11 protein-coding genes are annotated in these 12,425 nt (G+C 53.9%); 6 read left to right on the forward strand and 5 right to left on the reverse strand.

Annotated elements, in window-relative coordinates; translation table 11 throughout:
• Positions 1 to 67: 67 nt before the first annotated feature.
• Entirely contained in the window at positions 68 to 1,471 is a 1,404-nt protein-coding gene (locus tag DBV39_RS08395; protein ID WP_108621146.1) for an inorganic phosphate transporter, read from the reverse strand.
• Between the two features lie 342 nt (positions 1,472 to 1,813).
• Here DBV39_RS08395 and DBV39_RS08400 point away from each other — a divergent pair, with 342 nt between their 5' ends.
• Positions 1,814 to 3,310: a fumarate hydratase gene (locus tag DBV39_RS08400; protein WP_108621147.1), complete on the forward strand. Its 1,497-nt coding sequence runs from the start codon at positions 1,814 to 1,816 to the stop codon at positions 3,308 to 3,310.
• Between the two features lie 126 nt (positions 3,311 to 3,436).
• Here DBV39_RS08400 and DBV39_RS08405 read toward each other — a convergent pair whose 3' ends face one another.
• The gene (locus tag DBV39_RS08405) at positions 3,437 to 4,348 is read right to left on the reverse strand and encodes a DUF6268 family outer membrane beta-barrel protein (protein ID WP_108621148.1); all 912 of its coding nucleotides are present in this window, start codon (positions 4,346 to 4,348) and stop codon (positions 3,437 to 3,439) included.
• A 349-nt stretch (positions 4,349 to 4,697) separates the two neighbouring features.
• On the opposite strand from DBV39_RS08405, the gene DBV39_RS08410 reads away from it, so the two are divergent.
• Together DBV39_RS08410 and DBV39_RS08415 are read left to right on the forward strand one after the other, a co-directional pair.
• Positions 4,698 to 5,630: a histone deacetylase family protein gene (locus DBV39_RS08410; RefSeq protein ID WP_108621149.1), complete on the forward strand. Its 933-nt coding sequence runs from the start codon at positions 4,698 to 4,700 to the stop codon at positions 5,628 to 5,630.
• 136 nt (positions 5,631 to 5,766) lie between these two features.
• Positions 5,767 to 6,198: a DUF4395 family protein gene (locus tag DBV39_RS08415; protein WP_108621150.1), complete on the forward strand. Its 432-nt coding sequence runs from the start codon at positions 5,767 to 5,769 to the stop codon at positions 6,196 to 6,198.
• 128 nt (positions 6,199 to 6,326) lie between these two features.
• Here the strand turns inward: DBV39_RS08415 and DBV39_RS08420 are convergent, their stop codons facing one another.
• Both DBV39_RS08420 and DBV39_RS08425 read right to left on the reverse strand, forming a co-directional pair.
• Complete coding sequence (locus tag DBV39_RS08420) at positions 6,327 to 7,076, reverse strand: TorF family putative porin (RefSeq protein ID WP_108621151.1); 750 nt, start codon at positions 7,074 to 7,076, stop codon at positions 6,327 to 6,329.
• A 445-nt stretch (positions 7,077 to 7,521) separates the two neighbouring features.
• Complete coding sequence (locus DBV39_RS08425; protein WP_108621152.1) at positions 7,522 to 8,016, reverse strand: MaoC family dehydratase; 495 nt, start codon at positions 8,014 to 8,016, stop codon at positions 7,522 to 7,524.
• A gap of 312 nt (positions 8,017 to 8,328) precedes the next feature.
• Between DBV39_RS08425 and DBV39_RS08430 the strand changes: the two genes are divergently transcribed.
• Together DBV39_RS08430 and feoB are read left to right on the forward strand one after the other, a co-directional pair.
• Positions 8,329 to 8,574, forward strand: a complete 246-nt coding sequence (locus DBV39_RS08430) for a FeoA family protein (protein ID WP_108621153.1) — start codon at positions 8,329 to 8,331, stop codon at positions 8,572 to 8,574.
• A complete protein-coding gene (feoB, locus tag DBV39_RS08435) occupies positions 8,567 to 10,468 on the forward strand; it encodes a ferrous iron transporter B (protein ID WP_108621154.1) in 1,902 nt (633 codons plus the stop codon). The genes DBV39_RS08430 and feoB overlap by 8 nt, the downstream gene beginning before the upstream one ends.
• A gap of 143 nt (positions 10,469 to 10,611) precedes the next feature.
• On the opposite strand, the gene DBV39_RS08440 is transcribed toward feoB, so the two are convergent.
• Positions 10,612 to 11,583: a YcjF family protein gene (locus tag DBV39_RS08440; RefSeq protein ID WP_108621155.1), complete on the reverse strand. Its 972-nt coding sequence runs from the start codon at positions 11,581 to 11,583 to the stop codon at positions 10,612 to 10,614.
• 267 nt (positions 11,584 to 11,850) lie between these two features.
• Between DBV39_RS08440 and DBV39_RS08445 the strand changes: the two genes are divergently transcribed.
• Positions 11,851 to 12,363 carry a flavodoxin family protein gene (locus DBV39_RS08445; protein ID WP_108621156.1) on the forward strand — a complete coding sequence of 171 codons (513 nt, stop codon included), beginning with the start codon at positions 11,851 to 11,853 and terminating at the stop codon, positions 12,361 to 12,363.
• Positions 12,364 to 12,425: the final 62 nt, after the last annotated feature.

Genomic DNA, 12,425 nt, shown 5'->3' on the forward strand with positions numbered 1-12,425 from the left:
ACATGGTTTGCTGCAGAAGCACCAGACGCAACAGAAACAGCGGACTTACGCAATCAAGTCTTTTCCGTCAAGCCAGTGCAAGATGGAACACAACGCCAAGCGAGAATGACAGGAGCATGGTACCTGGCAGCGTGGTCAGCCAGGTCATGACAATCCTGCGCAGAGTGATCCAGTTGATTTGCTGACCAGGCGTGCCTGCAACAGTACCAACAATCGCCGAGGACAGCACGTGCGTCGTACTGACAGGCATACCTCCTCCATCTGCCATACCGATACTCAGAATGGCAGATACTTGCGCTGCAGCGCCCTGTGCAGGACTCATTGGCGAACTACCCATTCCCTCCCCCAGTGTCTTGACTATTTTCTTGTATCCAATCGCGGTCCCTGCGCCGAGTGCCAGCGCAGATAACAAGACTACCCATAATGGCACATGTTCCACGAAATCCTTGAGCAGCCCATACGCTTGACGCAGCATTCGCTCATCACTGGCAGACAGTTGATCACGGGGGGACTGGTCATCCATCTTCCTGGCGATCTCGCTATAAAGCTCAAGCAATTTCTCTCGTGTAGCCAGGGCATCATGCGCTGACAGCGGAAGTTGCTGCTCTGCCTCAAGGCTTGTCACAAGCTGCTGCGCGTTGGTTTGCATGGAGTGATCACCGTGTCCCTGAGCCACCACTGCCACCTGACGCACCGAATTCGTAAGGTTGGCCTGATCACTCTGGTTCAGCCGTGCCAGGTCCAGACCGTACAAGGCAGGTGCCAGCCCAAACAGAACCACCATCATGAGTCCGATGCTCTTCTGACCGTCATTAGAACCATGCAAAAGCGACACGCCTGCTGATCCCGCGATCAGCGATGCCCGGATCAGCCCATGCGGACGTTGCCCGGCAATTGCTGGCTGGTAGAGTGCCGGATTCCGGACGAAACGACGCAGCAAAGATAGCAACATGATGCCCAGCAGCAATCCGATGACGGGCGACAGAAACAGGGCAGCCAGAATGATTTCGCCCTGGTGCCAGTGAACCTGAGCACCAACAGGTTGACCTAGTAAGAACGCATGCGCCACAGACACGCCCAGTATCGAGCCAACATAAGCATGTGTTGTGGAGCTCGGAATCGCCAGCCACCAGGTACCGAAGTTCCAGATCACGGCACTGACAATCATGGCAAAAAACAAAGAGGCTTCACCCGGCGTGTTGATGCCTGCGACCATATCCAGAGGAAGAAGGTAAACAAGACTGAATGCCACGGCTGTTCCAGCTCCCAGGACTCCGAGGAAATTGCAGACAGCCGCCAGACAGACCGCCTTCATGGGGCTCAGAGAATTGGAGTAGATAACTGTCGCAATGGCATTGGCGACATCGTGAAAGCCGTTGACGGCTTCCTGAAACAGAATCAACACAAAAACCAGAACCAGAACCAGAACCACGGTAGACACCGTCAGTACGTCCGGCATATACCCTGTCATTCAACTCTCCAGCCACGCTGTTGTTTAAAAACACGATCATCCAGCGAGGGCAGCACAGGCCTGACTGAACGAATCACATATTGTGGAACATCAGGCCCGCATCACATCTACAGGTCAAAGATTGTCCGGATAGAAATCCTATCCTTGAAAGATGACGAGTTTCTGACCGAATCAGAAATTCCCTTCGCTACAACAGTGATACGACTGTTCGCGCGTTGCCTTGTATCCAGGAGCATATTCAACAGTTGATGTTGGCAAGGCATAAGTTGTCATGCACGCGACGAGAATCACTTGGATCAAGCAACGCCGAAGGTTAGATTGCGTACATCCCTGGAGAAATGCATGAAACAGATTCCATCAACCCACGTCACCCAAAGCATCACTGATGCGCTGCAGTTCATCAGCTACTACCATCCCACCGACTTCGTGCAGGCACTCACGTCAGCGTGGACACGCGAGACCGGCCCCGCAGCAAAGAATGCACTGCTGCAATTGCTGGTCAACAGCAAGATGAGCGCGACCGGGCACCGTCCTGTATGTCAGGACACTGGTGTAGCGCACGTGTTTTTCAGGATGGGGATGGACGTCCGAATCATCGCTCCTGACGGCCAGCCCACCCCGACACTGCAGGCAATGGCGAATGAAGGAACGCGTCAGGCTTACACGCTCCCCACCAACCCGCTTCGCGCGTCCATGGTGACGGATCCTTTAGGCCAGCGTCTGAACACACATGACAACTCTCCGGCGATCGTTCACATCGAACTGGTAGAGGGTGATGTCTTCGAACTCACTGTGGTTGCAAAAGGAGGAGGTGGCGACGTCAAGGCCAGGTATGGCATGCTCAACGCCCGAGACAACGTTGCGGACTGGGTTGTTGATCAACTGCCTGGCATGGGTGCTGGATGGTGCCCGCCTGGCGTGCTCGGAATCGGCGTGGGTGGCAGTCCCGAGCAAGCCATGGTCATGGCAAAGCGGTCGTTATTTGCCCCCATCAACATTCAGGACCTGCAGAACAAGGAAAACCCTGATCCAGTCGAAAAATTGCGGCTCGAAGTATTTGAAAGAGTCAACGCGCTGGGCATCGGGGCGCAGGGTCTGGGTGGTCTGCAAACCGTGCTTGACGTCAAAGTGCTCACGGCGCCCTGCCATGCTGCCCTTCAACCGGTGGCGCTGATTCCAAACTGTGCTGCGACCCGCTTCATCACCTTCGAGCTTGACGGTTCGGCACCTGCGGAGTTCGACCCTCCTGCGCTCGACATCTGGTCGGACATTCCCGACACATTGCCAACGGGAGACGGCAGTCGTGTGGACTTGGACCACTTAAGCAAGGAGCAAGTGGCGCAATGGAAAGTCGGAGACCGACTGCTGCTAAGCGGAACACTGTTGACAGGGCGTGACGCGGCCCACCACCGGATGCATCAGATGCTCGAGCGCGGCGAACCGCTGCCAGTCGACCTCAGAGGCAAGGCACTCTTCTATGTCGGACCAGTCGACCCGATTGAAGGTGAAGCCGTAGGCCCGGCAGGTCCCACCACCTCTGCACGCATGGACAAGTTCATGCCCCGACTGCTCGAGGAGACAGGACTGCTACTCACGGTAGGCAAGGCGGAACGAGGACCTGTTGCGATCGATGCCATCCGCAAGCACGGCACACCTTACCTGGTGACGGTTGGCGGCGCAGCATTCCTGGTCGCAAAAGCAATTAAACAAGCCAGAGTGATTGCATTCGAAGACCTGGGGATGGAAGCGATTTACGAGTTTAAAGTCAAGGACATGCCTGTCACGGTTGGAATCGATGCCAGAGGACAGACGATATACCGAATGGCAAAGGCAGAGTAAGGCAGATTGAGATGCAATCAGAGACAATTGGTCGCAAAGAGCGTTGCGCCAGGTCGGGCGCCTGAGCTCTACCCGGACAACTCGATCAGACCGTGCCACGGTACTGTTCGGGTCGTCCGACCATCATCAGAATCGATGGGTGAAGTTCACAGCCAGACCGAAGCCTGTGTTGTACCCCGTGTTGAGGGTTGTCTGCTGATCGGCAGACTGCACCTGCACATTGCCCGCGAAGGTTGCAAACGCGTAGAGATCCACTGCGGTCGTGCGGGTAAACGCGTAACTTGCCCTCGCAAAGACAGGGATCATCCTGTTCTGACCAACACCGCCAGCGAAGGGGCCCGAATCGTTCAGACGGAAACGATACTTGCGCCAGGCGCCACCTAACCCCAAGGTCCACCGATCATTTGCGACGTACTCAAGTTCCAGACCTGCACCACCGGCCGGACCAGCCGGCAGCGGGTTCTTCAGCGTGAGCCTGTCCGTGATCTTCCAGTTAATCACCAGAAACGGGAATGCGCTAGTTCTGTCAAACTCGCGAAAGACACCTGCACCGATTCCGAGCGTGAAATCCGGAGAGAACGTTTTGGTAACGCTGGCCAGTCCACCGTACAGCGACGAGTCGGAGGCTCCGACGCCACTTTCTCCAGACCATTCAATCGTCGGAATCACCGAGAAACGCAAGTCCTGACTTGGCGCATAGGTCAGATTAAGACCAAGCCTGGTTGTGTTAATACCACTCCAGGGAGCGACTGAACCCAGTGCGCCCGGATTGTTCCAGTTCCACTTCTGATAGGAATAATCCACGCTGGCGCCCACTGCGAACGTCTGATTGAACTGATGCAGGGCTCCAATCCTTGCGCCGACCTCGTACCAGTCAAAATCCCCACCTCCGTCCAGTCCGGTTTTGAACTGGTTCATGCCTCGCAGATTGACCTGTCCGGCCGTTTGACCAGGAGACAAGCGCTGTGCATAGGCAGTCGACACCGCAACGGTCAAGGCTGCACAGGCGACTGCGGTGAACAAAGTGCGAAGTCTCATAAATAAAAAGATCCTGTTGATTTGCCTCGAAGAGCACGGAGCGCGCCGTTAAATCGTCCCGGTTGATCATGAATGTGACCACAGAACTTGATCTTCAGACCAGACTCGAGATTTGCAACTGGTCAGTTCAATATCATACCGGATAGTTACATTATGTCTTTGGATTTTCGGCTACCGTTCAATTTTTCGATTCTGCTTTTCTGCTGCAAACCACAAACTGAGACTTGACCCTGAAAACTGATAACGAAACATCCTTTTGGTTCCTGACCAGATCATACCGAGAATCATGGCATGGTTGCCAATACAGCAGCAGATTAACCTCCCCCACCCCGTTTACTTCGAGAGACAGATGCAGGTTTTCTACAGCGATCACTTTGTTCTTCCGCTGCCACCAGAACACAGGTTTCCGATGCAGAAGTACAGGCTGCTGCGACAGAAGGTCAGCACAATCCCCGGTATCGTCTTGTCGGAAGCAACTGGCGCTACGGACAGTCAGTTGTTACTTGCTCATGACCCCGCCTACCTGCAAAGTCTGATCCGCGGCACTCTGGATCCTCGCGCCCAGCGGGAGATTGGCTTTCCTTGGAGTGAAGCCATGGTCGAGAGATCGCGCCGATCCGTCGGCGCAACAATCGCGGCGAGCCGCGTGGCGCTCCAGGAAGGCGTCGCTGTCAACCTTGCAGGTGGTACACACCATGCCTACCGTGACCATGGTAGCGGATTTTGCGTATTCAATGATGTTGCGGTTGCAGCACGATCACTTCAGCGCGAACTGGGTCGTCGATCCATGCGTATCGCCATCATCGACCTCGATGTGCATCAGGGCGATGGAACCGCCAGCATCTTCGCCAATGATCCGACTGTATACACCCTCTCCGTGCATGGGGAAAGAAACTTCCCGTTTCGCAAGCAGACCAGTCGCCTCGATATAGCCTTGCCGGACGGCACGCAAGACACCACATATCTGGAAGCACTCCGTCACGGCCTCCAGACCCTGGAAAACCAGTGGGAACCAGAGTTTATCTTCTTCCTGGCCGGTGCAGATCCACACAAGCAGGACAGACTCGGCAGAATGAACCTGACAGACCGGGGAATGAAACTTCGCGATGCACAGGTCTTCGAGTTTGCCAAGAAGCACCAGCTGCCCATCGCCATCACCATGGCGGGAGGATACGGTCTTGATATAAACACCACCGTCGCCATGCACCTGCAAACCGTTCAGGCTGCCGCAACGTACTGGAACGACTACCTTGAGCACCCGGCTCACCCCCCCGGAGTTTGAAACAGCGCTCGCCTCCTGTCACTTTTATTGTTCTTTTGATGCAAATGCCCAACAGACGACAGTATTGGAAACAATCTATTTACTTACGTTATGTTTTTATGTATATTGTATTCAACTAATTTAAAGGGGTACAACCATGCTTCGCTTCGATGTTCCGCCCGTCAATTCGAATGTTGTTCGTCTTGAGGCTTTCATCACCTTCGCGTTCTGTTCAGTTGCACTGCTGGGCTTTCCTTACCTGCTACCCGTGCTTGCGGTCATGGGCCTCGTACGCGGATTCATTGGACACTACAAGTGCCCATCACACCGGGTCTTTGCAACCCTGATGGAAAGAAACAAGATTGCGGGCAAGAAAGAGAATGCTGGCGCCAAGGTGTTTGCCAACAAGATTCTTTTCATTGCCGCCACCGTCGCGAGCATTCTCTACTTCTCGGGCAACGATCTTTGGGTGATTCCCACCACTGCACTTGTCATCTTCTCGACGCTCGAGTGGGCATTCTCTTTCTGTGCAGCCTGCTGGGTCTATGGTGCCTGGTACAAGTTCTTCCCGCCCAGAATGCCGGGTTGAACCTGTGCGCGTTTTACGCAATCGCTGACACGAAGACAATCGCCTGATGATCTCAGGCAATTGTCTATTTTGCCCTGTCGCGGGCAAGACCTCGTACATCGCCTCCACAAAGTCAGGGAAACAAATGATCAGAATGACTTTGCGATCGAGAACAGCACGCCGACCCGACCTGCGTTATACCCCTGGGAACTTGTATACAGGCTGTCAGTAGACGCCCCCACCACGCTCAGATCGAACACCCACCCTTTGATATCCTTGTAAACACCTGCTTTGTAGTCAAAGTAACCATTCTTGTTATTGCCATTGATGTCCTGAACATTGTTCAGGAACTGATAGCCGGCGTGCAATCCAATCCCCCAGCCATCTCCGAGATCGAAGTCGGCCGTTGCATCCAGGTATACAGCGTTCTTGGAGTCGGCATAACCAAACCAGTTAGTCGGTGCCCAGGAAACTTTAAACCCGACAGGTCCGGCACCAATCCCGACATACAACTCAGTGGTATTTGGAGAAACAGCCATGGTTGAGCCTGGATAGGCGTACTGGAGCACGCCCATGTCTAGCTCAATTCCGTTTCCGATGTCTCCTTTCCAGCCCCCATAAAAGTCCATCTCAAGTGAAGTCCCTGACGTCCATCCGACGTTTGAGTTCCAATTGCCGAGGTAAAAGCCAGAGCTGTGGGTCAGATCGATTCCCAGTTGAGCGGTAGGCTTGAAATTGGTCTGTGTATAGCCACGAAACCGGTAGTCGTTGGCGATCGTGATGTTCCCTGACAGATTGAATCCATTGCCAAGGTCGGTGCCTTCGGCTTTGGCGCCAGCTGCAGCCATCAGCAAGACAGGCACACAGGCCAGGGCTGCACAGCGAGAGTAGGCTTTCATTTTTATTTCCTGGAGAAGTAGGTTGAACGTTCGCTCGGAACAGATCATGTCTGAGAACGACATGGCAAACTTCTCTAGCAGGAATCATGCCAACTTCACGGCGTTAATTTCGGGTCTGTCTGTACATTCCGATTCTGACCTCAACAGCACACGAGGCGATTCTTGACCTGTGTACTCCGAAATATATGCACCATATTAGACATACGGAGGATCACCTTCACCTCAGAAATGCTTCACATCGAGGCATGCAGGATCTCCCTTGACTTCCACCCCGAAACCAGCAAGTTCCAAGGAGCAAGCATTGCCTCTGACCAGCCCCCGGGATCATAGACGTCCCGGCAGCTACTGACTGCTTCTAGCGGGCTCGTACGATGAGCGCCCGGGGCTCCCGTCACAAGTCTGCAATGCTCGTCCCACCATCTACCCTTGCGTGTTAGCAGACTGCCTAGGCCTGGTCTGTTACTCGCTTGACAAAACGCAAAGGGGTATAAGTCATCAACGCCTTTCCTTCCTCGTTGACCACCGTATTTACCGTGCGTACGATGCCGCGGTCAGGTCTGCTCTTGCTCGGACGAGCCTCGGTGATCTCACTGATCACCTCGATGGTATTGCCCACAAAAGTTGGTCCATGAATTTTCATGTCCATTTCGAGAAACGCATATCCAGTATGCTGCATCGCAGCCTGCATGATCAGCCCTTCTGCCATTGAAAAGACCAGTGCACCGGGAACCAGTCGCCCCTTGATGTCTGAATCTTTCTTCAAGAACTCGGTATTCGTGAACAAGACCTCGGTAAAACCCGTCGCGTTGACAAACGAAACCAGATCAGCCTCTGTAATGGTTCGTCCTACCGTCCGAATCTTTCTGCCAACAACCATCTCGTCAAAGTGCAGACCCAATCCCAGTATCTCGATCCCGTCCTTGCTTAACTGAAGTCCCATTCCTCGTGTCTCCGTATCCTTCGTATGCGTTATGCACATTGTGCACCGTATTGCTTATCCTGAGCTTCTTTCTAGGCGCATCCATGCATGGCACTCAGGCTGAGCGATCGAGTGTAGTCCAGACACACCGCACTCGGGAAGCGATCCGGAATGTTGCAACGCACACCGGGCGCCCATCCTTACTTCCATTACCACTGAACACTGTCCCGACATGACGCACAGGCGATCGTTCGTCCTGGTTGTCTCTGCACACAAATTCTTCTAAGTTATACTTTATGTTCTTAAAAACAATGATTACTATTTACATTCTTCATGAACAATCTCAACACGATTGCTGTAGGGCAGCTCAGACGGATTCATCACGTCCACGCCCCCACCAGCCTTTCAGAAATCGCCCTGCACTTGCAACAACTTGGATTCCTTCCCGGGGAGCAGGTCATCGTTCAGCGGCGCGCAAAACCAGGAAACGACCCCATCGTAGTGCGAGTTGGGACCAGTACGTTTGCGATTCGCAAGTTTGAAGCAGCCTGCATCAAAGTGGAGACACAAGATGATTGAATCTCCGGTTCAGATGTTCCCACCCGGCATGCTGTTCGCCCTGGTTGGCAACCCAAACTGCGGCAAGACAGCGCTGTTCAATCGCCTGACAGGTAGCCGTCAGAAAGTTGCCAATTATTCCGGGGTGACAGTCGAGCGCAAGGAAGGCAGGTTTGGTGCGGCAAACGGGCGATTTGCGAGAGTGCTGGATCTTCCCGGTACCTACAGCCTCTATCCTCGCTCTCAGGACGAACGGATCACGTGCGATGTGCTCTCTGGTTTTGCCAGGGGCGAGAAGAGACCCGATGTGGTGATCTGCGTTATCGATGCAACCAACCTTCGCCGTAGCCTTAGGCTGTTCTTTTCTGTTCAGCGCAAGGGACTTCCCTGCGTGATTGCATTGAACATGATGGACGAAGCAAAGGCGCGCGGAATCGGTATCGATGCAAGAAAGTTATCCGAATTACTGGGCGTTCCCGTTGTCTGCACAGTTGCGGTGAAGTCCGGAGGTGACCGCGAGTTGCGTGAACTGATCGAAGCGCTACTTCATAACAAGCAGGCTCTCGAACTTCCCAAAGACATTAGCAACGACGCTATCCCGGCGGAACAGGATCACAAACGTGTGCAGCGGATCCTGACCCAGCTTGGCATTGACCACCTGGTCCCGGACGTGCGCAGTGCCCGGATCGACGCCATCGTCATGCATCCTGTGATCGGGCCGCTGTTGCTGGTAACGATCCTGTTTCTGATTTTCCAGGCCATGTTCGAATGGGCATCGATTCCAATGGACATGATCGAGGAAGCCGCCGGATGGGTCGGCGAAACCGTTGAAGCATGGCTGCCAGACGGGTGGATCAAGAGTCTCATTATTGACGGCATCATCGCGGGAGCAGGTGGAGTACTCGTGTTTCTGCCACAAATTCTGATCCTGTTTTTCTTCATCCTCGTCCTCGAGGAATCAGGCTATCTCCCACGGGCGGCCTATCTACTTGACCGAATCATGGGGAGCGTAGGATTGTCAGGTCGCTCGTTCATCCCGCTGCTATCCAGTTTTGCATGCGCAATCCCCGGGATCACGGCAGCGCGCACGATCAGCAACCCCAGAGATCGCATAGTCACAATACTGCTTGCACCGCTCATGACGTGCTCGGCCAGGCTCCCGGTCTACACACTCCTGATCAGTGCTTTCATCCCCAGCCATACGCTGGACTATGGCCTGTCACTCCAAGGGCTGGTGATGTTCGGTCTTTACATGGCAGGGATTCTGTCTGCCATGACCGTCGCATGGGTTCTGAAGGTGACAACCCGTACTGGACGTCAGGTTCGACCACTTTTAATGGAATTACCAACCTACAGGATTCCAAGCCCTTTGAGCGTATGCATTGGTCTCTGGCAACGTGCAAAGATCTTCCTGCGCCGAGTGGGTGGTGTCATCATGACCATGACAATCGGACTGTGGGCATTGCTTAGCTTCCCGTCTCCCCCTGTTGGTGCAACGGGAGCGGATATCGAATACAGTCTGGCGGGCATTCTTGGGCGGTGGTTGTCGGTACTGCTTGAGCCGATTGGCTTCAACTGGCAGATATCCATCGCCCTGATCCCCGGTCTGGCTGCCCGGGAAGTCGCCGTCAGTTCGCTAGGCACAGTCTACGCACTTTCCGGTAGTGAGGATGCCGCGGCCGAAGCCCTTATCCCGCTCATCACACAACAATGGTCGACGGCCACTGGTATGGCTATGCTCGCGTGGTACATCTTTGCACCTCAGTGTCTACCCACATTCGCGGCCATGAAACGGGAAACAAATGGCTGGAAAGTCCCGGTCATTGCGATCACTTACATGCTCATCCTGGCCTATCTGGCGGCATGGATTGCTTACCGGGTCACACCCATGATGCTACCAACTCATCTGATGTAATCATACGAGTAATCGGGTGAGATGCCCCACAAGTCATCATTTTCCAATTACCTGGTAACTCACCCCTGCTCAGAGATTCCTGAGCAGGGTTTTTTGTTTGTCGCAGCCCGGCACCTATCTACCGCATTGTCTGCAGCACCGCCCTAGATGCTGTTAGAACGAACCATCGACAGCACTTGCTGCGCGTCAAGCGTCGCCGCCTTTTCCTGTATCTGCGGCAAATACTGCTGCTGCATGGATTTAGCGGGACCCATCAGATCCGAAAATGTCCGTTTAAGCAGATCCGTACTCATTTGTCTGCCTTCGCCGTAGTACCGTTTAGCCAGTTGCCCAAGCGCATAAGTTGTCGCAAACGACATTGCGACAGACGCTGCTGAACGGCCGACCTTACGCCCTGTCTTGCCCATGAAACTGCCAAGCAGACCGCCTAACAACTTACGTCCAAACTGCTCAACGTATTGAGACGTCAAACCAACACCGACAGTAGCGAGCAACTCCCGGATATGCCCCTGGTCCAGGTCATAACCCGCTTGCTTGCCAATCCGGTACACCATCTTGATCTGAAGCGGAATGATCGCGACCGAAGCCCAGGATTGCGGCAAAAGCTCCAGCGCGCCGTTCAGAATGGCATATTTGAGCACCATCGAGTCAATTTGTGCATGATTAATCTTGAGCGAGGCCGGCCTGACAGACTCGGCGTGCTGTGGCACTTGCTCCACAGCCGGCTCAGCCAGGGCTTGCTGTGCTGCGAGCGCAATCGAGTCAGCCGCCTCAATCTGAGGAGTCTGCCGTGCATGAGCCGACAATCCGAGCTGCTCCGAGAGATCTCTCAGGAAGGTGCGTTCCGCCTCACAAATAGTCGAATCACTTTCGCATACACACACTGCCAGTTCGTACGCATACTGCTTTTGTCGGTGATCCGTCAGCGCATGCGCGACGTCGTGCAATGTCACCCTGGACATCAATACGTCTTGGTACGCGGCAGAAAGATCAGGAACGTCCTGACCAAGTTGTTGTGCAAACTCACGGATATGCTCCCGCTCTCGATCGTCCTTCGCACCATCAGCAAACGCGGCGAACATCACAATCGACAAAATTGCTCGTTCAGGGGTCATGTACACATCCTTTAAATTTTCGGTGTTTCAATCAGGGCATGAAAGACATTATCGAGCTGTGCGTCAACCCAGATAAGAAACCTCCCACGCTAGCAGCGCCAGGATCACTTTGTTCCAGCAGCTTGATACTCTGAAACCCCGTTCTGACAAGAGAACAGTATGAAAAGAGGATTCCCTTGCGTAATGGCAATCTGCTTCGCTTGCATTTTGCCTGGCTCCGACAGTTGTTTCAGATCGTCACAACAACCTTGACCAGGAGAGTGCTGGATGGTTCATGAAAACCCGCAAAAAAAGAAGCTGCTGGTCGTCTATCACTCCCTGACCGGGGGAACCAGACAGATGGTTGAGGCTTTCGAGGCTGGTGCATCCGCAGAACCAACCGTCACAACCGAGATCAGACATGCTAGCCGGACTGATGCGAATGACGTCCTGTCAGCCCACGGCTTTGTGTTTGCGACCCCTGAAAATCTGGCTGCCATGAGTGGGCAGCTAAAAGACTTTTTTGACAGAACTTACTATGACATACTTGAAAAGGTGAATGCACGTCCTTACGGCATCATGGTCTGCGCGGGTAGCGATGGCCAGAATGCTGTTCGGCAGATTGAGCGGATTGCCACAGGCTGGCGCCTGAAGCTGGTTCAACCTGCGCTGATTATCAACACAAAAGCACAGTCAGCACAGGAGATCCTGGCGCCCAAGAATCTGACCGAAGAACAGATCACTCCCTGCCGCGAATTCGGCGCGCTATTCACGACAGCTATGGCCATGTCCATTTACTGATCAACCGCGGCGTGAGCCCCTTACACAAGTGTGTGACAGGCTCTGCACGCTGCACTGGAAAA

It is taken from the genome of Orrella marina (genome assembly GCF_003058465.1).
GTDB classification, from domain to species: domain Bacteria; phylum Pseudomonadota; class Gammaproteobacteria; order Burkholderiales; family Burkholderiaceae_B; genus Algicoccus; species Algicoccus marinus.

Coding starts and splice junctions, on each gene's coding strand:
- feoB (WP_108621154.1), top strand. CDS start 8,567: ATGATTGAATCTCCGGTTCAGATGTTCCCACCCGGCATGCTGTTCGCC.
- DBV39_RS08410 (WP_108621149.1), top strand. CDS start 4,698: ATGCAGGTTTTCTACAGCGATCACTTTGTTCTTCCGCTGCCACCAGAA.
- DBV39_RS08395 (WP_108621146.1), bottom strand. CDS start 1,471: ATGACAGGGTATATGCCGGACGTACTGACGGTGTCTACCGTGGTTCTG.
- DBV39_RS08440 (WP_108621155.1), bottom strand. CDS start 11,583: ATGACCCCTGAACGAGCAATTTTGTCGATTGTGATGTTCGCCGCGTTT.
- DBV39_RS08415 (WP_108621150.1), top strand. CDS start 5,767: ATGCTTCGCTTCGATGTTCCGCCCGTCAATTCGAATGTTGTTCGTCTT.
- DBV39_RS08400 (WP_108621147.1), top strand. CDS start 1,814: ATGAAACAGATTCCATCAACCCACGTCACCCAAAGCATCACTGATGCG.
- DBV39_RS08405 (WP_108621148.1), bottom strand. CDS start 4,348: ATGAGACTTCGCACTTTGTTCACCGCAGTCGCCTGTGCAGCCTTGACC.
- DBV39_RS08445 (WP_108621156.1), top strand. CDS start 11,851: ATGGTTCATGAAAACCCGCAAAAAAAGAAGCTGCTGGTCGTCTATCAC.
- DBV39_RS08430 (WP_108621153.1), top strand. CDS start 8,329: ATGAACAATCTCAACACGATTGCTGTAGGGCAGCTCAGACGGATTCAT.
- DBV39_RS08425 (WP_108621152.1), bottom strand. CDS start 8,016: ATGGGACTTCAGTTAAGCAAGGACGGGATCGAGATACTGGGATTGGGT.
- DBV39_RS08420 (WP_108621151.1), bottom strand. CDS start 7,076: ATGAAAGCCTACTCTCGCTGTGCAGCCCTGGCCTGTGTGCCTGTCTTG.